Source organism: Neomoorella sulfitireducens (assembly GCF_024733845.1).
Taxonomy (GTDB): Bacteria; Bacillota; DSM-521; order Neomoorellales; family Neomoorellaceae; genus Neomoorella; species Neomoorella sulfitireducens.
On sequence record NZ_JANRHG010000005.1, the window covers coordinates 160,923 to 185,051 of the forward strand.

At 52.5% G+C, this 24,129-nt stretch carries 23 protein-coding genes; 8 read left to right on the forward strand and 15 right to left on the reverse strand.

The window, feature by feature from the left end; genetic code table 11:
* Positions 1–88: 88 nt before the first annotated feature.
* On the reverse strand, positions 89–1,240 hold the full coding sequence (locus tag NWF31_RS07315) for an iron-containing alcohol dehydrogenase (protein ID WP_258359845.1): 1,152 nt from the start codon (positions 1,238–1,240) through the stop codon (positions 89–91).
* Positions 1,241–1,747: 507 nt separating this feature from the next.
* On the opposite strand from NWF31_RS07315, the gene NWF31_RS07320 reads away from it, so the two are divergent.
* From NWF31_RS07320 to mqnC, 5 genes are read left to right on the forward strand one after another with little or no spacing between them, the layout of a single operon-like run.
* Positions 1,748–2,380, forward strand: a complete 633-nt coding sequence (locus tag NWF31_RS07320) for a TetR/AcrR family transcriptional regulator (protein WP_258359846.1) — start codon at positions 1,748–1,750, stop codon at positions 2,378–2,380.
* Positions 2,373–3,224, forward strand: coding sequence for an MTAP family purine nucleoside phosphorylase (locus NWF31_RS07325; protein WP_258359847.1), 852 nt, complete (start codon positions 2,373–2,375; stop codon positions 3,222–3,224). Before NWF31_RS07320 ends, NWF31_RS07325 begins: the two co-directional genes overlap by 8 nt.
* A 17-nt stretch (positions 3,225–3,241) precedes the next feature.
* Positions 3,242–4,363, forward strand: a complete 1,122-nt coding sequence (gene mqnE, locus NWF31_RS07330; RefSeq protein WP_258359848.1) for an aminofutalosine synthase MqnE — start codon at positions 3,242–3,244, stop codon at positions 4,361–4,363.
* A 16-nt stretch (positions 4,364–4,379) separates the two neighbouring features.
* Positions 4,380–5,240 carry a menaquinone biosynthetic enzyme MqnA/MqnD family protein gene (locus NWF31_RS07335; RefSeq protein WP_258359849.1) on the forward strand — a complete coding sequence of 287 codons (861 nt, stop codon included), beginning with the start codon at positions 4,380–4,382 and terminating at the stop codon, positions 5,238–5,240.
* Positions 5,209–6,270, forward strand: coding sequence for a cyclic dehypoxanthinyl futalosine synthase (gene mqnC, locus NWF31_RS07340; protein ID WP_258359850.1), 1,062 nt, complete (start codon positions 5,209–5,211; stop codon positions 6,268–6,270). Before NWF31_RS07335 ends, mqnC begins: the two co-directional genes overlap by 32 nt.
* Before the next feature lie 94 nt (positions 6,271–6,364).
* Here mqnC and thiM read toward each other — a convergent pair whose 3' ends face one another.
* Complete coding sequence (gene thiM / locus NWF31_RS07345; RefSeq protein ID WP_258359851.1) at positions 6,365–7,168, reverse strand: hydroxyethylthiazole kinase; 804 nt, start codon at positions 7,166–7,168, stop codon at positions 6,365–6,367.
* An 89-nt stretch (positions 7,169–7,257) separates the two neighbouring features.
* On the opposite strand from thiM, the gene NWF31_RS07350 reads away from it, so the two are divergent.
* Positions 7,258–8,709: an MFS transporter gene (locus NWF31_RS07350; protein ID WP_258359874.1), complete on the forward strand. Its 1,452-nt coding sequence runs from the start codon at positions 7,258–7,260 to the stop codon at positions 8,707–8,709.
* Between the two features lie 166 nt (positions 8,710–8,875).
* Here the strand turns inward: NWF31_RS07350 and NWF31_RS07355 are convergent, their stop codons facing one another.
* The 5 genes from NWF31_RS07355 to NWF31_RS07375 form a co-directional block, all read right to left on the reverse strand.
* The gene (locus NWF31_RS07355; RefSeq protein ID WP_258359852.1) at positions 8,876–9,160 is read right to left on the reverse strand and encodes an EscU/YscU/HrcU family type III secretion system export apparatus switch protein; all 285 of its coding nucleotides are present in this window, start codon (positions 9,158–9,160) and stop codon (positions 8,876–8,878) included.
* A 36-nt stretch (positions 9,161–9,196) separates the two neighbouring features.
* On the reverse strand, positions 9,197–10,540 hold the full coding sequence (locus NWF31_RS07360) for a hypothetical protein (protein WP_258359853.1): 1,344 nt from the start codon (positions 10,538–10,540) through the stop codon (positions 9,197–9,199).
* A gap of 132 nt (positions 10,541–10,672) precedes the next feature.
* The gene (locus NWF31_RS07365) at positions 10,673–12,082 is read right to left on the reverse strand and encodes an MATE family efflux transporter (protein ID WP_258359854.1); all 1,410 of its coding nucleotides are present in this window, start codon (positions 12,080–12,082) and stop codon (positions 10,673–10,675) included.
* Positions 12,083–12,097: 15 nt separating this feature from the next.
* Positions 12,098–12,574 (reverse strand): MarR family winged helix-turn-helix transcriptional regulator, encoded by a 477-nt coding sequence (locus NWF31_RS07370; protein ID WP_258359855.1) that lies wholly within the window; start codon positions 12,572–12,574, stop codon positions 12,098–12,100.
* A 298-nt stretch (positions 12,575–12,872) separates the two neighbouring features.
* A complete protein-coding gene (locus NWF31_RS07375; protein WP_258359856.1) occupies positions 12,873–13,754 on the reverse strand; it encodes a radical SAM protein in 882 nt (293 codons plus the stop codon).
* Positions 13,755–14,450: 696 nt separating this feature from the next.
* On the opposite strand from NWF31_RS07375, the gene NWF31_RS07380 reads away from it, so the two are divergent.
* Both NWF31_RS07380 and NWF31_RS07385 read left to right on the forward strand, forming a co-directional pair.
* A complete protein-coding gene (locus tag NWF31_RS07380; RefSeq protein ID WP_258359857.1) occupies positions 14,451–15,020 on the forward strand; it encodes a Uma2 family endonuclease in 570 nt (189 codons plus the stop codon).
* Positions 15,021–15,303: 283 nt separating this feature from the next.
* On the forward strand, positions 15,304–15,747 hold the full coding sequence (locus NWF31_RS07385) for an Hsp20/alpha crystallin family protein (RefSeq protein ID WP_258359858.1): 444 nt from the start codon (positions 15,304–15,306) through the stop codon (positions 15,745–15,747).
* Between the two features lie 102 nt (positions 15,748–15,849).
* Here NWF31_RS07385 and NWF31_RS07390 read toward each other — a convergent pair whose 3' ends face one another.
* From NWF31_RS07390 to NWF31_RS07425, 8 genes are all read right to left on the reverse strand, one after another.
* On the reverse strand, positions 15,850–16,098 hold the full coding sequence (locus NWF31_RS07390; RefSeq protein WP_422880262.1) for a type II toxin-antitoxin system HicA family toxin: 249 nt from the start codon (positions 16,096–16,098) through the stop codon (positions 15,850–15,852).
* Positions 16,095–16,304 carry a 2-oxoisovalerate dehydrogenase gene (locus NWF31_RS07395; protein WP_258359860.1) on the reverse strand — a complete coding sequence of 70 codons (210 nt, stop codon included), beginning with the start codon at positions 16,302–16,304 and terminating at the stop codon, positions 16,095–16,097. Before NWF31_RS07395 ends, NWF31_RS07390 begins: the two co-directional genes overlap by 4 nt.
* Before the next feature lie 319 nt (positions 16,305–16,623).
* Positions 16,624–18,642: a diguanylate cyclase gene (locus tag NWF31_RS07400; protein ID WP_258359861.1), complete on the reverse strand. Its 2,019-nt coding sequence runs from the start codon at positions 18,640–18,642 to the stop codon at positions 16,624–16,626.
* 193 nt (positions 18,643–18,835) lie between these two features.
* Positions 18,836–19,549 carry a hypothetical protein gene (locus tag NWF31_RS07405; protein ID WP_258359862.1) on the reverse strand — a complete coding sequence of 238 codons (714 nt, stop codon included), beginning with the start codon at positions 19,547–19,549 and terminating at the stop codon, positions 18,836–18,838.
* Between the two features lie 453 nt (positions 19,550–20,002).
* Complete coding sequence (locus tag NWF31_RS07410; protein ID WP_258359863.1) at positions 20,003–21,196, reverse strand: MFS transporter; 1,194 nt, start codon at positions 21,194–21,196, stop codon at positions 20,003–20,005.
* 98 nt (positions 21,197–21,294) lie between these two features.
* Positions 21,295–22,455 carry a 4Fe-4S dicluster domain-containing protein gene (locus NWF31_RS07415; RefSeq protein ID WP_258359864.1) on the reverse strand — a complete coding sequence of 387 codons (1,161 nt, stop codon included), beginning with the start codon at positions 22,453–22,455 and terminating at the stop codon, positions 21,295–21,297.
* Between the two features lie 73 nt (positions 22,456–22,528).
* Positions 22,529–22,774 carry a hypothetical protein gene (locus NWF31_RS07420; RefSeq protein ID WP_258359865.1) on the reverse strand — a complete coding sequence of 82 codons (246 nt, stop codon included), beginning with the start codon at positions 22,772–22,774 and terminating at the stop codon, positions 22,529–22,531.
* Positions 22,775–22,823: 49 nt separating this feature from the next.
* Entirely contained in the window at positions 22,824–23,999 is a 1,176-nt protein-coding gene (locus NWF31_RS07425; RefSeq protein ID WP_258359866.1) for an FAS1-like dehydratase domain-containing protein, read from the reverse strand.
* Positions 24,000–24,129: the final 130 nt, after the last annotated feature.

The window sequence follows — 24,129 nt, forward strand, 5'->3', positions numbered from 1 at the left end:
AAAGGTCTTTAAACGGCCTACGGCCAGCTTATTTAGCGGTCCTCCGGGCGGCTTGCCCGGAGGACCGTTTCCCTCTTATACCTTGCCCTTAAACATACATCTCGCTTAACAGCTTGCGTGCATCCTCGACGGTGATCTTCTTCGGTCCAAAGGCCGCACAGTCATCAGTCAATACGTCCGCAGCAATGGCCTCCAGATCCGCCTTAGCGATCCCTGCATCTTTAAAGGTCTTCATGCCTATCCGGGCGGTAAAGGCCTGGATAGCCTCACGAACTTTGCGCCCCGCTTCCTGCGGCGATATAGCGTCGCTTACTTCTAATCCCATGCACCTGGCGATAATTTTAACCTTCTCGGGAACTGCATCGGCAACGAACTCCAAAACTACCGGCAGGGCTAACCCGCATACCATGCCATGATGCACGTGGAAGTGGGCCCCCGCCGTATGGGCTATAGCGTGGCCGTAGTGCGGCAGGGCATCGTTAAAGGCTATGCCGGCCAGCATCGAGGCCAGGGACATATTAATCCTCGCTTCCATGTCGTCACCGTTTTCAACGGCTACGGGGAGATACTTGTAAATAAGTTCTACCGCCCTTTCGGCCAGGATACCGGAGACGGGATTGGCAAAACCGGAAGTCAGGGCTTCCGCCGCATGGGAAAAAGCGTCCATGCCTGTGCCTGCCGTCAGGGCCGGGGGCATCTTGACCGTCAAAGCCGGGTCGACTATGGCCACCGTTGACATGCAGTAAGGGCCTATTACCCCGCTCTTCTTTTGCGTGCGGCTGTTGGTAACCACCGAAATGGCCGTCACTTCGCTCCCGGTACCGGAGGTAGTAGGAAGGAGAATAAGTACTTTTCCGGGATTCTTAGCCGTAAAAACGCCGTAATAGTTGGTAATCGGAGGGGGATTGGTCAATAAAACGTTAACACCTTTGGCTGCATCCAGAACGCTACCGCCGCCTACACCCACCACGCCGTCAACCTGTTCACTCCTGGCAATTCCGGCGGCCTCTTCTATGATGTTGTCCGGAGGATCAGAGGGCACTTTATCGTACTCCACAACTCCCACACCGGCGGCCTCCAGGTATTTCCGCACCTCAGCGGCAATACCGGCATTCTTTATACCCGCGTCGGTAACCAGCATGACTTTTCCGCATCCGTGCTCCTTGGCCTTGGTTCCCACCTGTTCCACCGCGCCCACACCGAAAACGATGGGCGAGGTACGGGTAATGTTGTACACCATAAAGCTCTCCCCCTTGTTTAAATAATTTTTTAATGTTTCCCGCGAATCCCTGCCATAGTTACCTCCCCTTTGCCCGCCGCATCTCCCCCTTCTAATTCTCACTTCCCGTGCCTTTCCGGGCGGAGCCATAAAATTTCCCTTTGTTTATCGCGACTGCCTTCTTACAGGCAACCACCCCTGGCTACTTCTTCAATGCCCGCTACATTCTCGTTGACCACAGAGACCATGGTGCTTATCTCTTCTCTAACTATTAGCAACTTTCATGCCAATATTTTGATTGCAAGCCCCGGCTGCTTTTTCAAGCTATAGTGAACCATCCTTTAGTACTTTCTTTGAAACATTTTGTTATTATTTTAACAAAAACTGTACCCCGCCGGGTACAGCCTCCTTTTTAAAAGGAACATAAGGCTGGATTACAGTAAGAGGTTGACTTTCTCCCCGGGTAGTAATAAAATGTCTGTGAAATAATGAATCTCTATTCATTGTTTGAAAATTGGAGGTAAAATTTTGGTTTACCGGCGGACGAAAAAGGTGGATCAAAAACTGGAGGCACGCCTGCAGGCCATCATGCAGGCGGCCCGGGACGAGTTCGCCCGGAACGGTTTCTACGGCACCTCGATTAAAGATATCGCCCGGCGGGCGGGAGTGGGCGTCGGTACCATTTATTTATACCTGCGCAATAAAGATGCCCTCTTTGCCGCCCTTGTCAACGAAGCCTATGAAATGGTGCTGGACCGTATTGCCCGGGCCCGCAAAAACGCCGGCAGCGGGCGCCAAAAACTCCAGGCTTCCATGGAGGCGGCCCTGGCGGTATTGCAGGAGAACCGTGACCTGGCCCGGGTAATGCTGGTTCAATCGCCTGCGGGCCACCCGGCGGTGGCGGAACAGCTCTACGACCTGCTGCACCGCCTGGCCAAACTGGTGGAGGAAGACGTGGAGGAAGAAATCGCAAGGGGAGAACTACCGCCCCAGGATGCCCGCATTGCCTCCCTGGCCTTTGTGGGTACTTTCTACCAGGTGGTCATGGGGTGGCTTAAAGAAGGTGTCCCCGCCGATCTGACGGCGGCCGGCAAAGAACTGGTAGCCTATAACCTGCGCGGTTTGGGTTACCGGGTAGAAGGAGTGAAGGAGGATGGATGAAGCAAAGGTGCAGGCCGACATAGGCTTTATCGGCGGCTCGGGCACCTTCAGCTTGAACTTCCCTGAAGCCTTAAAGGATCCCGGGACGGAGGTGCTGGCCCGGGAGGTCGTTTTTACCACCCCCTGGGGTCCAAGCGCACCTTTAACCCTTTTTTCCACCGGCGTTCCGCCGCGGCGCGTCCTGGCGGCTAAAATGCACGGGCGGATTCCCGGCGTCTCCTGGGGCGAAAGTTCCCAGCGCTTGTTCTACGCCTTTATGCAGGCCAACGTGCGGAAGATTATCGCCGAGGGCGGGGTGGGAAGCGTCAATCACATGCTGGACCCCCAGGATATTGTAGTGGTAACCGACTACATCGATTTTTCCATGCGCCGGGATGTGGGGCTCCAGGAGGGCTACCTGTCGATAATGCGCCGGCCGATCTGCCCTTCCCTGCACAGGACCCTGGTCGAAACGGCCAGGGAGGCTCCCCTTGGGCGAGTCTTTGACCGCGGCGTCTACCTGGTGACGGACGGGCGCCACTTTGAAAGCGCGGCCGAGGTGAACCTTTTCCGCCAGTGGGGGGCGGACGTGGTGGGCCAAACCCTCTGCCCCGAAGTCTACCTGGCACGGGAGATGGGGGCCTGTTATGCCGGCATCTACCTGGTTGTAAATTACGGGGAAGGCGTGGTGAAACCCTGGGAGCACAGGGAGTTGAAGGAGCTCTTTTTTGAGGCGGCCCCAGCCTTCGGCCGCATCATCCTGAAAGCCCTGGGACGGGTATCCCTGGACGACGACTGCGGCTGTGCCGACCTGCGGAAGCCCACCCTCCTGCGCCCGGAAAATATCGGCAAGCACCCTTTATGAAAGGAGTTTGACCGGTCTTGTCCACCACTGCAGCAGAATATATCCGCCGGGAGCTCGACCGCGGGGAGCTGGCGGGGATAGCCGCCAAGGTGGAGGCGGGGGAAAGGCTTACCAGGGAGGACGGCATCCGCCTCTGGGAAAGCCGGGACCTCCTCGGCATCGGCTACCTGGCCGACCTGGCCCGGCAGCGGACCTGCGGTGATACTGTATATTTTATTAATAACGTCCACATCAATCATACTAATATCTGCCAGAATCTCTGTGATTTATGTGCCTTCGGGAGGGAAGCCGGGGCTATAGGGGCATATACCCTCACCCTGGCGGAAGTTGAGGCCAAGGTCCGGGCGGCAACTGCCGCAGGGATTACCGAAATCCATATTGTCGGCGGCCTGAACCCGGAATTACCTTATGATTATTACCTGGAACTAATCCGGGCCGTGCGCCGGGCAGCACCCGGGGCCTGCATCCAGGCCTTTGACGCTGTGGAGATCGATTTTATCGCCTCCCGGGCCGGCCTTCCCGTAGCCGACGTCCTCCAGGAACTCCGGCAGGCGGGCCTGGACTCCCTTCCGGGCGGCGGGGCCGAAATCTTCGCCCCGGCCGTCCGCCGGCGCCTCTGTGCCAAAAAGATCGACGGCCGGCGGTGGCTCCACGTCCATGAAACGGCCCACCGGCTGGGCATACCCACCAACGCTACCATGCTCTACGGCCACCTGGAGACGGCGGCCGACCGGGTGGACCACCTCCTGGCCCTCCGGGAACTCCAGGACCGGACGGGAGGGTTCCTGGCTTTTATCCCCCTGGCCTTTCACCCGGCCAACACGGCTTTCAGCGACCTGCCGGGAACCACCGGTGTAGATGATTTGAAGGTCCTGGCCATAAGCCGCCTGCTTTTGGATAACTTCCGTCACATCAAAGCCTTCTGGATTATGATGGGGCCGAAGCTGGCCCAGGTGGCCCTGCATTTTGGGGTCAACGACCTGGATGGCACCGTCCGGGAAGAGCATATCTTCCATGACGCTGGGGCTGCAACTCCCCAGTACCAGCCTACCGAAAGCTTTTTACAAAGTATCCGGGCGGCCGGCCGGATCCCGGTGGAACGGGATACTTTATACCGGGAAATCCGCCGCTATGCCTGAAAAGGAGGATGGCGCTATGGACTGCCCCCGGCTGGGACGGGTAGGTTACCTGAACTGCCTGCCCCTGTTTTACCCCCTGGAGACAGGACGGGTAAAAGTAGCGGCAAGGATAGTTGCCGACCATCCCGCTGTTTTAAATAAGGCCTTCCGGCAGGGGGAATTAGAGGTCACGGCCGTCTCTTCCCTGGCCTACGGGTTTTTTGCGGGAAACGCCCTGGTCCTGCCGGGACTATCTATTTCCTGCCGCGGCAGGGTCGGCAGCGTGTTCCTTTTAAGCCGGATTCCGGTTAAGGAACTCGAAGGCCGGACCCTTTCCCTCACCCCCTATTCGGCCACCAGTGTGGTTTTGCTGCGTATCCTCCTGCAGCGTTTTTATCATGTTGCCCCGGACTTTTTCACCCGGCCGGCCGGCAGCCCGCCGGAATGGCAACGGCCGGATGCCCTCCTTACAATCGGGGATGAAGCCCTGCAAATCGCCGGCGCCGGCCGTTTTCCCTTCGTCTACGACCTGGGTGAAGAGTGGTACCGCTTTACCGGCAAACCTATGGTCTTTGCCCTCTGGGTGGCCAGGAAAGATTTTGCCGCCGCCCACCCGGAAAAGCTGGCCGGGATCTGGCGGGCCTTACAGGAGGCCAGGGCCTGGGCAAAAGGCCACCCGGGAACCCTGGCGGCGGTGGGAGCCCGGCACCTTGGATTAGAGCCGGAATTCATCGAGGATTATTTCGCCCTTTTAAACTATGACCTGGATTGGCCGCACCTGGAGGGGCTTTTAACCTTTTACTACCTGGCCCGTGCGGAAGGGTTTCTCGACCATACGGTGGCCCTGGAGATCTGGGGGGGAGATAATGAAAGAAACTACCGCCTGCAAAGTGCTTGACGGTGGACGTTTGAGTTTTGACGAAGCGGAGCGACTTTATCTGGAAGCCGGCCTGCTGGAACTGGGTTACCTGGCCAACCTGGTCCGCCAGAAGCTGCACCCGGAAGAGACGGTTACCTTTGTCGTGGACCGGAACATCAACTATACCAACATCTGCGTCAATGCCTGCCGTTTCTGCGCCTTTTACCGCCTGCCCGGGAATCCGGAAGGCTACCTCCTCACCCGGGAAGAAATCGGCCGGAAAATCGAGGCGACCCTGGCGGCCGGGGGGACCCAGATCCTGATGCAGGGAGGCCTGCATCCCGATCTGGACCTGGCCTGGTTTGAGGACCTCTTCTCCTGGATTAAATCCCGCTACCCGGTGACCCTTCATTCCCTGTCCCCGGTCGAGATCGACGACCTGGCCCGGAAGGAGGGGCTGCCGGTGTTGGAGGTTTTGCGGCGGCTAAAAAAGGCGGGCCTGGATTCCCTGCCCGGCGGCGGGGCGGAGATCCTCGTCGACAGGATACGCAGCCGGGTCAGCCCCCAAAAGACCGGTGCGGCCCGCTGGCTGGAAGTGATGCGTGCCGCCCATACCCTGGGGATGAAGTCAACCGCCACCATGGTTTTCGGCCTGGGAGAAACTATAGCCGATCGCATCGCCCACCTGGAAGCCGTCCGCCGGCTCCAGGATGAAACGGGAGGTTTTACTGCCTTCATCCCCTGGAGTTTCCAGCCCGGCAATACCGAACTCGGCGGTTTGGAAGCCAGCACCACCGAATACCTAAAACTCCTGGCCCTTTCCCGTCTTTACCTGGATAACGTCCCCAACATCCAGGTCTCCTGGGTAACCCAGGGTACCAAGGTGGCCCAGGCGGCCCTTTTCTTCGGCGCCAACGATTTCGGTTCCACCATGCTGGAGGAAAATGTAGTCCGGGCGGCCGGAGCTTCCTTCCGTGCCGAACTGGAGGAGATCCTTCACTGCATCCGGGCGGCCGGTTTTCGCCCCGCCCAGCGTGATAATGAGTATCATATTTTACGCTACTGCTAGTCTGATTGAAGACCATGCACTACTTTAAGGAATTCCGTTCTTAAGCCCGGTATTTCACATGCTTTATAAACATTCTACGCATACACATAAGCTCTTACAGCTCACGTATTTTTACCCCCTGGGCCAGGGCTTCTCCCGGCAAATTATACAGGGTATCTAAAAGGGCTACCTGGAAGCTGGCCGGTCCCCCGCAGGCTTCCGCCGCCTTTTCCGCCGCCAGGCCGTAATAAGCAAGGGCCGCTGCACCGGCTTCTACCCCGTTGGCTTCCACCGCCCGAAAGGCAGCAATTACGGAGGTGGCGGAACACCCGGTCCCCGTGACCAGGGTTAACATAGGATGACCATTATCCACCGCTATCAAGCGCCGGCCGTCACTGATATAGTCGGTTGCTCCGGTAACCACCACCACCGTACCCAGATCCTGCGCGATTTGCCTCGTCATCTCGGCGACCCGGGCAGGAACGCCCGCAGCATCGACCCCCCTGGTTTGCCCGCCCAACCCGGCCAGGCAGGCTATTTCCGAGGCATTGCCCCGCAAAATGTCGACGTGCAGTTCCTTTATAATCCTTTGAGCCGTGGCCGTGCGAAAAGGCGTGGCCCCTGCGCCTACCGGATCGAAAATTACCGGTATCCCGGCCTCCCCGGCTGCTTTGCCTGCCAGCAACATGGCTTCCACTACTTCCTGGGTCAGGGTGCCCATATTTAAGACCACCGCCTGGGCCAGCCTGGCCATATCGGCCACCTCTTCCGGGGCATAGGCCATGACCGGCGAAGCCCCGACGGCCAGCGTAACGTTGGCTGTAAGATTCGTGACCACTAAATTGGTAATATGGTGGACCAACGGCCGTTGCTCCCTTACCCTCTGCCGCATGCTAGCGACTTTTTCTCCCCAGTTCATGTTATCCTCCCTTTCTGGTTTAAGGATATAATACCATACTTACGGGATTCCCTTCATAAGTAATATGGAAAAAGCATTAAACTCTATTTATTACATGGTATAATAGGGTTATAATTTCTGGAAAAGTCCAGCTTGAAGGGGAGAGACAAAAGATGGAAGAAAGCAGACAACTTCAGGCCAGTTCCAGGTATGTACTACTGGTATGTACACTGGCCTCTTTTTTGACACCTTTTATGGGAAGTTCTGTCAATCTAGCCATCCCCACCATTGGGGTGGAGTTCCAGGCCGGGGCCCTGGGCCTTAACTGGGTAGTCTCGGCCTTCCTGTTGACCTCGGCCGCTTTTCTCCTGCCCTTCGGGCGGCTGGCCGACCTTTATGGCCGCAAGAAAGTATTCCTGGCCGGCCTCCTGGGTTATACCTTGTTTTCTTTGTTATCGGCCCTGGCTCCTTCATTATCCTTTTTGATCGCCATGCGGGCCCTGCAAGGCATGAGCTGTGCCATGATTTTCAGTACCGCGGTAGCCATACTTATTTCCGCTTTCCCCGCGCAAGCCAGGGGCCGGGTCCTGGGAATTAACGCGGCGGCTGTATATACCGGGCTATCTGCCGGGCCTTTTTTGGGCGGCATAATCACCCATTACCTGGGGTGGCGTTTCCTGTTCGGGGTAAATACTATCCTGGGGCTGGCCGCCCTGGTCATTACCTTCACTAAACTCAAGGTAGAAACGGTGGGAGCGCGGGAAGAAAAATTCGATTTGGCAGGAGCTCTCTTATCCGTTCCCAGTTTAGCCGCCATCGTTTACGGGGCTTCCACTTTCTCCCTGGGAGCCTTCCCCAAGTTGCTTTTCTTCCTCGGCCTGGCAGGAATCCTCCTGTTTATCCACCAGGAAACGGCGGTTCCCTTTCCCTTGCTGGACGTCCGCCTCTTTAAATCCAGTACCGCCTTCACTTTTTCCAACCTGGCTGCCTTGATCAATTACAGCGCCACCTATGCGGTAGGCTTTATCCTTTCCCTTTATCTCCAGGTGGCAAGGGGCCTCGATGCCCAGGCAGCCGGCCTGATCCTCCTGGTCCAACCCGTAGTCCAGGTGCTACTTTCGCCCCTGGCCGGCCAATTGTCGGACAGGGTTGAACCCCGTATCGTGGCCTCGGCAGGTATGGCACTTACCTCTATCGGCTTGTTTTTTTTCTCCCGGTTTAACTCCCAGTCCCCAATAGCCCTGGTAGTCGCCAATCTCCTGCTTTTGGGACTCGGCTTTGCTTTCTTTTCTTCCCCCAACACCAATGCGGTGATGAGTTCGGCGCCCAAAGCTTATTACGGCGTCGCCTCTTCTATCCTTGGGACCATGCGCCTCCTGGGGCAGTCCTTCAGTATGGCAATCGTCACCGTAATCTTCAACCTCTACCTCAGGGGAAGCCAGATCACCCCCGCCTCGGCCCCTCTACTGGTCAAAAGTATGAATCTGGCCTTTTTTGCCTTTGCTCTTTTTTCCCTGGGCGGCATTTTCGCTTCGTTAGCCCGGGGACAAATCCACCAGTAAAATTGCCCGATCCCATCTCAGTACACAAAGGGAATTAGACGCCACGATTTTTGGGAATAGGCCTGCCACTCCGTGCTGGTCAACAGTTTTAATGCCGAACGAACGATGGAAAACATGAAAATGCACTTCCCTTGATATTTATGAGCGCCCAATACCTTTGATAAGTTCACTGGTTCAGCTTTTTTGCATCCATGTCTAAAGAATAAATAAAGACCAGAATCTCAGCTACCATCTGGTACAGTTCAACGGGGATTTCCGAACCGATATCTAACCCTGTCAACATCTCCGCCAGGTGGGTATCCCGGTGAACAGGGACGCGTGCTTCCCTGGCCGTGGTAATGATTTTCTCGGCTATAGCCCCTCTACCGGAAGCCACAACCCGCGGTGCATTATCTTGTTCGCTGTTATATCGCAGGGCTACCGCTTTTTTAAGCCCTTCCTGCTCCTTCATGGCAGCCTCTCCTTTACCCCGTTCCGGTGAAACAGGTTAAACCCTCTTATCCAGAAAGCCAATCCGGGGGCTGTTTTCCCCGGAAGCCATTTCCCAGGGTACAAGACAACGGGCAACAATGCCTGCCTGCCATTTATAATCATGCAGGTGGTAGCCCAAGCGGGCAAAGGTACCCTGTAAAGCCGGCCAGGATTCATTTATCAACCGGCCCACCCATTCCTTCTCCACTCTTCCCTGGACCCTGACCTCCCTCTGCCAGATGCTCAGTTCCAGCAACAGGCAGCCCAAATTTTTCGTATTAAGCAGGATAGTCATATTCAAATTCTGGCGATTAATAGGGTTATTCCCATTTCTCTCTTTTTTAATCACCAGCTGCCCCCAGGTAGTTACGTCACTGTTTTTCCACAGGGGCAGGGTAAAATAAAGGTAGCCCTGGAATTCGTTTTCCCGGCTACAACTTTGGCAAATCAACTGCCCTGCCAGCTGCCTGGCAATCTCTTTCCCGGTTGCCAGCAGTTTAACATCAGTTTCCCGGCCTGTTTCCCGGGTGCCATCTTGAAGGGCTTGTAAAAGGTAGTCCAATCTTGCTACTAGCCCATTAACACCATCCCCGGCAGGTAACTGGGAGGATAAAAGGTTGCGTAACTGCGCGGCTACCTTTACCTCGCCTTCCTCCGGTTTAAGTACCAAAGAAGCCACCAGGGCCCTGAGTTCCTGGTAAAGAAGCCTGGCCTCCTCTCCCCTCTCCCCGGCCAGGCCGTCAATTAAACCTGCCAGGAGAGGGATAAAACGGGCCAGGCGCGTCATCCCCGCCTGCTCCGGGTCTTTCGCCACCAGCATAAACTCCTGCAGGGACTTGAGGGCGCCCGCCCGGGGCCATGCTTCCAGCTTAAGGGCCTGTAAAACTACTTCTATACTTTCTTCGTCCTCACTGCCCAGGAGAACCAGGGCCTGTTTTGCCTGCTCTAATAATTCTCGTTGCAACGGGAGCCTGCGGTTGATGAATTTTTGCACCAGGGAGCGGTGCAGGGGAGTGTCTTTAAGCCCCAGCCGGGTAAGCAGTTCCCCGTAAATGAGATCTGGAGTTAACCCGGTCCGGGAAAGGAGTTTGACCATGTAAAGGCTCCCCTGGCGTTCCCGGACCTGCAGGCTGACCAGATCGCCGGGAGATAAGAAAAACGGAGAACGCGCCAGGATCTCCCGGCCTTCGAGCTCCAGGATATAATAGCCCGTTTCCAACCGGCCGAGCACCCTGCCCTGGAGTACCTGTCCCACTTCCCAGGTTAGCTGCCGGCTCCCTTTCACGACCCCTGCCCCGCCGGTAGCTATAGCTTTACCGGCCACAGCATTCAGGTTTGTCAAAATCAGGTTTATAGTCAAGCACCCCCGGGTAGTTGAGTTGCAGGCAGGTACTTAGCACCGGTTTGATAACTATAGTTATTCTAACATATCGGCAGAAGGGGCATGATTTTAATTTATTTAGCTGTTTATCGAAGCGGGGGTTTATTGGTTTTACCCGGGGTTTCTGGTCGTAAATTCAAGCTGGCTGCTCATTACCTGTGCTTCCGCTAGAGAGTTTTCTCTAGATAACAGCTTCATTTCATTAAAAATGAAGAAGGCTGTAATCAGGACTGAAAGGCCGTCAGCAATGGGAGCCGTTAACCAGACGCCGTTGACGCCCCAGATGTGCGGCAAAATTAGTAGCAAGGGAATGAAAAACAACACCTGACGGGACAGGCTGAGTACCGCAGCCTTTACTGCTTTGCCGACGGCCTGGAAATATTGCGAACATACAATCTGGAAACCGACTACAAATACCATGGCAAAGAATACAACCATCACGCTTGCCGTCATCGTGGTAAGAGTGGTATCTCCTTTGGTAAATAACCCGGCAATCTCATCCGGCCAGATACGCAAAACCAGATAACCGGTTACAGAAACGCAGCTGGCAGCGATAGTCGCCATTTTTAACGTTGCCTTTACCCTTTCAAGCCGGCGGGCACCAAAATTAAAACCGATAAGCGGCTGCGCGCCCTGGCTGATGCCCAGGATAGGCATGATCATTAAAGCGATAATGCTCATCAATATCCCTACTGCCGACAGGCCTAAATCACCGCTGTATACCAGAACTGTCTTGTTCAGGATCACTTGTTGCAAGGAACTCGCAATTTGCATTGCAAAGGGGGCAAAGCCTATGGAAACTATGTTCAAGACAACCGGCAGCCGCAGCCGGAAGTTTTTTAACTTTAATTTTACCAAACTGCGGCCGGTTAAATAATAGCTCAGTACCCACAGCGTGGCGAATAATTGGCCCAGCACGGTCGCCAGAGCCGAGCCCCTGATCCCCATTCCCAGATGGAAAATGAAGATATAATTTAAAACACCGTTGATTAACGCGCCCAGCACCTGGGTGGACATGGCCATGACAGGATTGCCTTCCGCCCGGATAAAATTGTTCATTCCCATGCCGATGCTGCCAAATACCGAACCCAGCATGATGATGTGCGTAAAATCACGGGCATAAGGTAAAACCTCGTCACTGGCCCCGAACATTCTTAAGATGGGTTCCGGGAACGACAGGTAGAGAAGCGAAAAGCACAGAGGCAATAATACCAGCAAGGCGGTAGCATTGGCGGCTACCACTTCCGCCTCTTCCTTTTTTTGTTCCCCCAGCCGGATGGAAATCAATGCCGTAGCCCCGACCCCGATTAAAAGGGACAGTGCCATCAGGATTATCATTATGGGAAAAGCTACGGTTGTGGCGGCAATAGCCAGGGGTCCAACTCCCCGTCCCACGAAGGCCCGGTCGACCACGTTATAGAGAGCGCCGCACAGCATGCCTACGATGGCAGGCCATGAAAAGCGCCATAACAAGCGCCCTATGGGGGCGAATTCAAGTTCCTGGGAACGTTTGTCTGTCATATTAACCTCTTCCTTTCACAGGCGTTCGATTATTTCCGTTGCTCTTCTCAAGTTCTCTATTAAATCTTCCACCTCTGATCTCTTAAGTTGCTTGAGGATATTTAGGAGTATTTCTTGTTGCTCGGTCATAACCTTTTCCATGTGAGCTTTTCCCTGACCGGTGAGCACAACCAGGGTTTTTCGCCGGTCACCCGGTGCATCCATCCGGGCGATAAACCCTATCTCCTCAAGAGAATCTAAAAGCGTCGTAACCCCTCCCTTCTCCAGGTCAAGCTTCTTGCTGAGTTCACTGGGGGTAGTCTGGCCCTCGCAGTAAAGAAAGGATATTAATTTTTCCTGATTCTTCTTTAGCCTGATACCACAGCTCGCGCCGGCCCGATAGGCGCAAAGAAATTTCTGGTGATGCAGCCCGATAAATTTTATCAGGATCCTGTGCAGTTCCCTGGCTAATACTATATCTACATCTGCATGTTTTCCCGAGTCCGGGCCCACAGTCCTTGCCTCCCCGTATTATTGGCGTCTTCGTTATTATGTTTAGATCTGCAAGGTTTCTTTTTGGTTCAAAATTTTACAGTAAGAATTCTAACAAAAATTTGGGCCTAAATCAATTACTAAACCATAAAAAATTGGCATGGTACCGGGACGCATTACTGCTATTATAGCTATCCGCTTAAAAGATTATCACCTCTTCCAGGGAAAATCCCATGTGAAGAGGTGATAACCCATAAGTGAGATAAAAAGCCCGTTGAGTAAACCTTTCGTGCTCGGGGCAAAACCAGGCCACGTCTAGTTATAACCCGCGCAAGTAATCAGGCCGTAAGAGTTGCCAATCTCCATTTTTTAAAATAGAATCAATCAACCTCAATAACCCTGCTTTATCTTGGCTCAAAGTACCTCTCAGGGCCAAATAATTCGAGGCGTGATTGCTTCTAAAAATACAATTTTCAACCTCCAGGTTAGCGACCATAACCCTTAATTCCTCCAGGATTTCATGCGCCTCCGGGAGGGCAAATTTGCCTGATTGCATCTTGCGGTAAAGAACTGTATTGGGTTCAAGCATAAGCACCAGCGCTGCCAGGTAATGCGGGTTGATTAGATTAATTATCCTGGCCGTCTCTTCTGCATGGCGCTTCGAGCGTTCACGATCGCGGCCCGCCAAACCCAGGATAACCGTAACCGACAATTTAAGGCCTGATTGGACGACAGCCCGGCCGGCCGCCACCATTTCCTTATCATTTACTCCTTTATTGACCTCCGCCAGCAATTCAGGGTCCCCGGTTTCAACCCCCAGATAGGCTATGGTCAAGCCATTTTCTTTTAACCTGGTAAGATCTGCTACGCCCTTGTTCAGGATGCTGCGCGGGCCGGCGTAAATTCCCACGTGACGGAGCCCTGGAAAAGTTTTATATAGAATAGACAGCACTTGAATTAATTCTTCCGTGGGCATAGCCAGGGCGTCGCCGTCGGCCAGGAACACCTTTTTTACATCTCCGTAGTACAACTTGGCCAGTCGAATATCCGTTTGGATCTCTTCAAGGGTTCGCACCCGAAACTTTTTATCCTTATACATCCCGCAAAAAGTACAACCATTGTGCGAACAGCCGATAGTTGCCTGCAGGATGAAGCTATCTGCTTCACTTGGTGGACGAAAGACCATGCCTTCGTAACGCAATTTTTAAAAGCCTCCTTGAGGTCGTTATCTGGAGTCCCACCCCCTAGTGGCAGGGCCCACCCACCTTCTCACGGCACTTCTAATTGCTGTTGTCCCGGTGAGAAACAGGCTCTCCTTGGGACGTTTCAGGAACAAAGAGTTCGTGCGCGTTGTCGAGTTTTGAACCGGCATTGGCGATATGGTGCCGGGGGGCAATCAATTCATGATTGCAAGTTACTATTTGGGTTAAATGGTTAGATTTTATACGGTTAGAATTCTAATATATTTGGGGTCTCTAGTCAATTACTTAATGGCGTTGTGTCGAAAAAATAATTCCAGGATTTCTATCGTTTTCTTTACCCTGGCCGAGGTATTGATAACCGTTGCCACTGGCATCACCGCCGGTTCCCTCTCGTTGTAGAGGAGAAACAGTTCCTGGAAATAAACATCGGGTAGAAAATTGGGAAAGTGTAGTGTTGGGAGGATCTGTTAATATTGCTCTCTTGCCCGGGTTCTGCTGTTAATTGTTGTGGTATAATATATAGATATCATAATTATTACTTGAAGCGGAGCTTATTAAAGAAGACCGCAAGGGAACTAAGCGCATAAAACCCGGCGAACTCCTCCTGGAACAGGGGGATGGAAAATCGCCTTCCCTCTTTGCCCGGGAGGTAGTGGCTGTAATTTCTCTACACTAGACGAAAGGGGGTCTCACGAATGGCAGCAATCATGGTAGCTCGCCGACGATTTACTGTTGACGAATATTACCAGATGGCTCGGGCGGGCATCCTGGGAGAAGATGAACGGGTAGAGCTGATTGAGGGGGAGATTATTGAGATGGTGCCGATAGGGGTCAAACACGCCGCATGTGTCAGGCGGCTGGACAGGATTTTTAACAGCCTTGTAGGCAATAGAGCTTTGATAGATACCCAAAACCCTTTACGCATAGATAAATATTCGGAACCCCAGCCTGATTTAACGTTGCTCAAGCCGCGCAATGATTATTATGGTGCTTTCCATCCCCGGCCGGATGACGTGCTGTTGTTAGTCGAAGTGGCTGACACATCTTTGGCCTATGACCGCGAAGCAAAGGTCCCCCTGTATGCCCGGGCTGGAGTGAATGAAGTATGGCTTGTCGACCTGCAGGCGCATCAGGTGACTGCCTATCGCCAACCTTCGCCTTCCGGGTATAGTGAAATTAAAGAATACAGGCGCGGCGATTACATTGCGCCACTGGCTTTCCCGCAACTAAACATTCCGGTACAGGATATTGTACCGGAGGATTAGCTCTGCGTTTTTCCTTATTATGTAGTATGGGGCGGCTGGCAACCACACCGGTACCGAATTCTTTGCTTTCAAGGATATTCTGGCTAAAGGAGCCGCTTCCCCGTATAAAGACCGGTACTATTTTCAAGGTTTTCCTGTGCAAACAGCCTTTATTGATTATAATTGACCATCGTTAACTATATCTGACTATATTTGACTTAATTTGACCTTGACCTTCTTTGACCTTATGCGTATAATTAAAATTGAAATCACGAGAAAAACGTTTTAAGGAGGGGATGGTGCGATGTTCGGACTGGTGCCTTTCTACGGCAGAAGAAAAGGTTTGCGGCCTGTTTTCTCTGACATTGAGAACTTCATGGAGAGGGTCTTCAACGAGGACCTGTTCTGGGTCCCGGTGTTCGGCCAACCCTTTAAGGCAGACATAAAAGAAACGGAACGCGAGTACATCATTGAAGCCGAGCTGCCGGGATTGGAGAAAGAGGACATCACGATCACCTACGAAGATGATACGCTCAACATCTCTATCAGACGGGATGAAGTGATCGACGAGACGAGAGAGAACTTCATCCGCAAGGAGCGCAGGACCGGCAGCATCGAACGCAGGTTCTGCCTGGAAGGCGTTGACGAAGAAAAGATTTCCGCCAAATATAAAAACGGCCTCTTGACGGTGGTGCTGCCCAAGAAAGAGGCCGGGTTAAAGCGCGGTAGACAGATTTCTATTGATTAGTCCTCTCCTCCTTAACATTGACCCGTTCGTTACATCCATGAAAGGCGGCTCCTTTATCAGGGAACCGCCTTTTTCTATTTTACTTCTCCTCCAGGTGAATTTTTATCGCTCATGGAACATTTCCCTGACCAAAGTCTCCTTGGAAATTTGCATGTGATCGGCCACATCTGCCAGGATGCCGCTTAACGTTCCGATTTTTAGAGGATTGTGTAGCGGCACGGTAATGTGGTGCTCTCCTCTCAGTGTCGTGGTGAGGCGGAGATGGCTCCCTGTTTGTCGAGTTATATGGTACCCGTACCTTGCCAAAAGTTCGGCCAGTTCTTCCCCGCTCACGTCCCTGGGCAACCTCACACCGCCATAACCTCGTCTTTCACAATGTGTAACCGGATCATACGCGGCATGTCCTTGTCCCCGAAGTGGCACCGGACCGCGTCACGGACATTACTCCTTATTTCGTCCAGGGCTTCGCCTTCCGTGAATATGGAGTGGCCAAGGGCGCGTGCCATATAGCCGCCTTCCGGAGCTTCCTCGACTAAGAAGATTATCTCCTTGTCCAATCCGTTTCCCTCCCAACCTAGGCCTGATCTTCCTAGAAAATCTTTTTCTCCGCTACATACTTTAAAAGATTATACGACCAATATATCATACACCGGGCGGCTTTCAATTATGTCGGCGCGGGCTGTCAACGAACAGTGATATTGTCACCTTGTAAGCGGATTGAGAAAAAGCTATATTGTTTCACAGTTAAAGAGGTGCACCTGTTCGCCTTCCAGAGCATCAAGCAGGTTTATTGGGCGCGGGAGTATTATGACGCTAAAAGAAGCAAGGGTAAAAGTCACCACGAAGCTCTGCTGGCTTTGGCAAGACTGCAAAGTTTTAACTACAGGCACATACGCAGTTACGCCCGTTTTCCTTGGCCCTGTAAAGCATGTCGTCCACCCGCTGAATGATGGTGTCGAAGGTATCTCCCGATAAGTATCCGGTAACCCCGAAGCTGGCCGTCACGTGCCCCACACCGGGGATCTCCATCTGGCTCAGCTTGATACGCAGGTCTTCCGCCAAAACGGAGGCTCCTTCTGTAGTTGTGTCGGGCAAAAGTATCACGAATTCTTCTCCGCCCCAGCGGGCAAGGCAGTCCGTCTTGCGCAGCCTTTCCTTAAAGGCGGCCACCACGACCTTTATAACCTGGTCACCGACGGTGTGCCCGAAACGGTCGTTGATGTTTTTAAAATGGTCCAGATCCACCATAATCAAGGAAAAGGGCTGGCCACTGCGCCTTATGCGCTCGATTTCTTGTTCCAGGGTCTGGATGAAGTAGCGGCGGTTATATACGCCGGTTAACGGGTCCGTTATGGACAGACGATAAAGCTCTTCTTCCATCCTTTTGTATCTGGTGACGTCCACGGCGTAATGGACGTACACATCTTCGCCCTGGGGGACCCACCACGTATCCCAGACGCCCTCCGCAAATTCCACTTCGCTATTCACCGGTTCATTTGCTTCCAAAGCTTCGTCGCCGCGGCAGAAGTAGCATTTCGTGCCGGGTAAAGGGACGCCGGTTTTTTCCACGGCCTCCCTGTATTCTTTAGGCAGGAATTCCCCGCCATGAATGCCCTGCCAGCAGTAATCTCCTTCTTTTGTTCCAAATAATTCCGCCGCGGCTTTATTCTGCGCCAGAATGCGGCGTTCCCTGGAAATCAGCCAAGCCGGGCTGGGAATGCCTTTAAGCATCAGCCGCAGCCGCTCTTCCCGGCGCCTGTTTTCTTCTTCCAGCCGTTTCTTTTGGGTAATATCATCAAGGATTATCTGCGCGCCCGTCACTTCATTTTTGTTTGCCAGGGGTTTTACATGCGCCCGCAGCCACACTTTTTTGCCCCATTTGGATTCATAGTTGATTTCATAAGTATCGCTTCTGTTGTTTTGAAGGCAGTCTTCGAGTCTTTGGGATAAACCGAATTTAATCATTTGGGGGAAGGTGAGGAGATTAATCTTTTTGGTCTCTTCTATTGACGGCGATCCCATTATTTCCGGCACCTTTTGATTTACATAAGTAATATTGCCCTGGCGATCGCATTTTAAGATGCCTATGGGGGCATCCTCGGCCAGTTCCAAGTACTCCTGGCGGCTCTTCGCAAGTTCTTCTTCCATCCCCCGGCGCACGGTCAGGTCGATTACCACTGCCGCGCCCACTTTTTCCCCCATATGTTCGAATTGCTGCAGATGAACTTCCACCGGGTATTTGGAGCCGTCTTTGCGCCGATGTACCGTCTCAAACACTACTTTTTCTTGCTCGCCCTTAAGCAAGGGGTCAAGAAGGGCCTTAAATTTGGGAAAATCAAGTTCCGGCTTGAGATCCAGGGGCGTCATCTCCCTTAATTCTTCCATGGTGTATCCGAGGTTTTCTCTGGCCCCGCGGTTGACCGCCAGAAATTTTAACGTTTCGAGGTGAAAGATATAAATCTCCGTCAAGGATTCTTCAAATATCCTGCGGTACATCCGCGCCTGAGAGATGATTTCATGGAGCTTAAGGGCCATCTCTACGGTGGACACCAGCACGTCTTCCGGCGCGCCCTTCAAAACATAGCCGTAGCGCGCAACTTTACGTACTTGCTCCAGCACCTCCGGGGTGGACATGGCGGTGAGAAACACCACAGGCACGTCTTTTATCTGCTGTAGGCGTTTGGCGAGGGACGCTCCGTTCATGCCTTCTCCCAAGTCTATATCCATTAGAATGAGGTCGGGACCCTCCGGACTGGATATCTTCTTAAGGGTCCCTTCCACGGTGTCGGCAATATCTGTGCTATATCCACGCCTGCTGAAAATATCGGCAGTTATCCTGGCCTGAAGCTTACTGTCTTCTACTATTAATATTCGTTTGCCCGGTATCATGTCCATCAACCTGCCTCCAGCTACAACCCGGCTGCCGCCCGCGCAAGCCGGCCGGCTTAAGCTCCTTAAATCCTCTGGCGTAAACTTTGTCCTTAATCTTTTATAGAGTACATTTGTCAATATTAGTCGGAAAAGGGTACATATCCGGGGCATCTGTGAAATTTAAAATCCCCGGGAAAAACTGCTGCCTCTTAAAGGGTCACCGGCCGTTTATTTTATAGCTATCCAGGGTGGAGGTGACCCGGGTGTCCCCGGAGATGAACTCCCTTTTCACCATGCCCACTCCCTCTTTATAGTACTCGAAGATCGTGGAACCGGTGCCCTCAATCTTTACCTTGAGGCAGCCGGCAAATTCCCCTGCCGGCGTGGCCACGGTGGCGTTGACGTCCACGATCTCCCTGAAACCGTTGGGCGTCTCCCAGCTGGTGCCCGCCGCCAGGGGTGCTTTTAAAATGACCACTTTCTCCCGGGGTTCCCGGTCCAGAAAATTGGTGTTTTCATACTGCTCGCCCTGGAAAAAGATGCGCGTTACCGCGTCTGCCGTGATTTCAAATACGGCCGCGCTGACCGTGCCGCCGTTGTCTTCCTTCAGCTGGGCGCGATCGCCCTTTGTATACAGGACTTCGCGTTTAAAGGTGGCGTACTCATTGCCCTCGCCCTGGTAATGCCACCAGCTGCCGGGGGATAATGGGAAAAAGTCGCCGGGTTTTGCTCCTGAGATGGTATTCTGGCTGCCGCTGCCCGGCCCTGGCTGCCCGGTAGCGGGCTCGTTTGTGCCCGGCTGCTGCTTTTCGGGCTCCTGCTGCTGGACGTTTGGCTGCGGCGGCGGGCCCTCCGTCCGCGAACGGGTCACCGCCAGGGCGGCAGCGATTATAATAACGGCGACCAGGGAAATTGCTGCTGCTCGTCGCAAAGGAATACCTCCATTTACCCTTTTCTTTACTGCTATCTTACCACTCCCGCGGCTTTTTAGCCAGCATAAATAACCTTCCCGGACCTGCCATCTTAAGGTAAACTTCCGGATACGGCATACTTTTTTCGTTGTTCCGGCCTGCCTCCTGACCGGCCGCCGGTTCCCGGGGATTAAGCGGTCGGCTACGTGGATGACATTCCTTCACGTTCGGCAATGCCGGCTATAATGGCTGCCTCGATAACGTCACCTGATGCCCATTGTCCTGGGGCCGGAGATGGTCCTGGTGCCTTTACGCCTGCGCCGGCCCCGCAGCCGTGATGAGGGCGGGGCGACATCATAATCCTCCGCCGGGATAATAAAGCAGGCCCCCTGTGAACGGCAGGGGGCCGCTTTTGTCGGCTTACGCCAATACCGCTAATAGCCGTATCGGCAATGCTATTTCCCATTTTAACATCAAGCAGCTACCGTTTTTTCAATCCCTTTCTCCTTATTCTGCGTAACAAATACATAGATTGCTACCAGGATCAACATAATCACCTGGATGCCTGTAATCACAACGAACAAGGAGCGGAAATTCGGACCACCGAGTAAGGAAAAGATCAGGCCCATGACTGCCGAAGACGTGAACACTCCTAAGTTCATAGCCGCATTGACGATTCCCAGAGCAAAAGTTTGATGGGTTTTGGCCGCGATCGAAGAAGCCCGGACGTAAAATCCCGGCAATAAAAAGGCGGTACCTATACCGTTGATGGCCATGGCAAGGTAAATCGTAATCATGATATGAGCGTTTGCAGTTAAAAGGGACGAAACCGCAAACATAGCAATCGCGAGAACCCAGATATTCAGCTTTAGCTTCTTGAATACCTGGCCGAACAATAAGCTGCTAAGGAACGCAGCAATCATATTCAGTGACATTGCCGTTCCTATTTGGGCAGCGTTGCCGATTTTTTCACTGGTGGCAAATAGTGAGGTCCCTATCCCGCTCATTAACTGAAAGGTCCACAAAATAAAACCGAAAAGCGCTATTATATATACACCGCCGGGCAATCGCCATTTTTCTCTCGCGGAAAGATTTTCTTCACTTTTTCCGGCCGGTTTAATGTCAGGTAAAGCGATCCATCCCAGCACAAATACTATGACCATGAAGCCGTAAAGCAGAAAGCTGTAACGCCAATTAAACAAAGCGATATATCCTGCAAAGAACGCGGTAAGTATTCCCCCCAGAGCGCCGACAGCGTTGGAATAGCCCATCATCGAAGCTCTTTCCTGGCCTTCGAAAAATTCGGCGACCAGTCCCTGCACGAGCGGCATGCAGAGCCCGTTACCGATGCCGAGCAGGCCTCTGCAAGCAAGAATAAACCACAACTGACCAGCATATATGGCCGGACAAATACCGCCGATTAAATAAAAAAGCAAACCGACCAGCAAGAGGGTTTTCTTGTTCATTGTGATCGATAATCTGCCGCTGATTACGCTAAAAATAATCGTAAATATTGCCGGCAGTGTCATGACATACCCAATTATAGCCGGGCTGGCATTGGGAAATGATTTCGCCACCTCACCCAAAATCGGTTGCACCACAAAGCCGGTTTCCATGGGAATAATTGCCAGCAGTAGGACCGCAATCTTAAGTAATATACGATTCATCGAGCTGTTCTCCCTTCAGTTTATTTTTTTATTTTTATGCTCATACCTGTAATTGTTGATATAACTGCGTCTTGCAGTTTTTCTTAATTATCTTCTTATTATTCATCAATAACAAAACGCGGCAACTTCTGTGATTTAAAGACAGGTGTATCCCAGCCGATATCCTCCATGGGTACCAGCCGGCGGAATTTTCCTTCGGCCTCGGCCTCGGCCAGGTATTGCAGAAACGGGTGTTTCTCCCGGCTCTGGACTGATGCGTTATATAACTTCCCATGCGTTAGTTCAAGATTGGTTATTTCAATAGCACCTTTGGGGCAAATTACCCAGCAAAGATCGTCTCCTTCGCAATTATTTTTGAAAACCGGCGGATTTACTGAAAAATCAATGCTGTTCATGGGGCAGTGATCAACACACAGGGTACATTCAGGATAAATGCACCTGGTCATATCAATCTTCTTTTGAGTACGGTGAAACTTTATTGTTTCTTCATCTATTTCGATAGCTTCTTCCGGGCATATCCTGTCGCATAGAGAACAATTAATACAGCTCTTCTTAAAAACAGGCGGGCTTACGGAGAAGTCGATGGCGCGTACGATACAGTTATCCATGCAGGCGGTACATCCAGGATACCTGCATTTTTCCAGATTAACTTTTCGCTGTGGCCGGGGCGGAGGTTCAAAAAATGAATCACCGCTTCCCACTTCTTCGCCGGGAGTGTGAGGCGGCCGGAAGGTGGGCTCCGCTTTTGACCCTCTTCTTATTTCAGGAATAAGATCTTTTTCTCCGGCAGCGACCCGCAAGGCACGTTCGGCCATCTCGCGTCCGAAGGTCTCAGCTTCTTTAAGATCAATTTCGTCCGGATGGCCGTCGGTAAAATAGGGTTTAACCGCATGCAGTACCTGCTCCACCCCACCATACCAATCAGCCCAACCGATAATCGTCAACCCTTTTTTCTGCAGTGCCGGTACCATGGAATAGAAAATGCCAAAAGGTGCAGTTCCGTGGGTACAGAAGGTAAAGCACATTTTACCTTCCAACGAAGGCATATTGTAGATAAATAAACGGACATTAGCAGGCTCGCGAAAATACCAAATAGGTGCACCAATACCGATTACATCATAACCTGCTACTGCTTGTGGTGAGATTTCTTTGACCGAAGCAAGATCGGTCTCTATTACTCCTTTCATCCCCTCCCAAATTGCCTTCGCAATCTTCTTCGTACTCCCGGTGGCTGAATAGTAGACCACTAAACCTTTCATTTGCTGTCTCGTCCCCCTTTTGTCTTCAAGTATTTATGCCTCAATATTTTTATAGCGGTACTATACACCCCCTTTAAAAAATTTTTTCCACATCCTCTACCCGGAAAAACATACAGTTACCAATGTAGACCTGTCCCTCCCCTCCCGCTTTTTCAATGTGCACGTAGACATAGTCGTCTTTAAAATCTTCCATCGGCTTCTCATACTCAATCCACTTAACAATCGTCCCCTCAGCATTGGCCAACCTGAAACCAGGAGGCGAGGGCCAATCGCTCCGATCCCTGATCCTTACCTTGTCACCCAGTTTTAATCCGGCCATGTCAATCGTCTCCCATCTTTATTCTTTATAAATATATAGTTTGACTTTTCTATTTCCAGAGGTAGGATGCTTCTTTGGAACACAGCCTGACCGTGGCTACCGCAGCCTCACTTATATTTCCTCTTAGATTCTCCAACCATACCTTTAGGTCCACCAGGTATTCTTCTTTCTCAACCCGCTTGCCGACTACCTTGCCCCTGCCAATAAGCGTATCACCAACGCGGGTCCGGGCCATGTGGCGCCAGATAAATTTTCTCAGAAAACCGTCGTCACCCATCCAGTTGGTTATCACACGTAATAGTGAAAAGCGAGAAATTACCCCGTAAAGCCATGCACAAGGTTCTCCCTCTGCTTGCGCCGCCCGGTCCGACCAATGCCTGCCCGTCGGCCCGCCGGTAAAATAGTACCGCCCGGTATCCGGGTCTTCAACAATCCATTTACCCATATCTTCGCCAACCGAACTCAAAAAAATCGCCCGCGGGTCCATGCGGCTGCCCACGCTCGGCGAAACAGCATTCACTATCGCATTGTCCGCCATAGTTGTCGGTCCCGTAACGATAGGTTTCATTTCTTCACCAATCTGCACGTCTTCCCAGTAACGGATATCAGCGCCCCGGATCTCTTCTTCTTGCATAAGTTTGGCAATATATAAAAGCTCTTCTTTGGTGTACGAGTACTCCGGCATCGAATAAACCGGCTTCGTCCGCGGCTCGGGAAGAAAAGTGCGTTCTACATAGAGCTTCAAAGTACTAACCAGCTCGTCGTGCTGATTTATATAGTCCATATCCCCCTCAACAAGTCCGAAAGTACGCGGGCCGTCCCCTTCGATTCGCGTAACGTCTAGCAATTGAGGGCGTCGCCGCCAGATCTTAAGCCTGTCGCCCGGCCGGATAGGTTTATAAAATACCCAATCTTCCCCGGCCCAAATCATATATTGATAGCCACACTCCGGCGATGCACGTAGCTCGCTAATACCTGGCTCGCCAAATGCCCCCTGATACGCTGGAAATGCAATAATAGAGCCCCACCTTGTCCCTCTAGCGTACACCTCATCATGCCACAAGGGATTCCAGGGGTCTACCGCTAACCCCATTTTTTTGATAGACTCCTCTGTTGCCACAATATCAGTGCGCGGTTTGTACCATCCGGCAATTGTGTCCAGGCGCTTGTTTTCAGCCCGCAGCATTTCTTCTTCAGCTTTGCTGTAAATGCCTCTAATTGCCATAACTATCTATCACTCCTTTCTCATATAACACGTCTCCGCTACGCTCTACCCGCTTTAAGGCAGCCGGCCTGATGCCCCTTGTTCCATCAGGCCATCAGGCCGCCGTTCTTAGTGTCCTCAATCCCCGCTC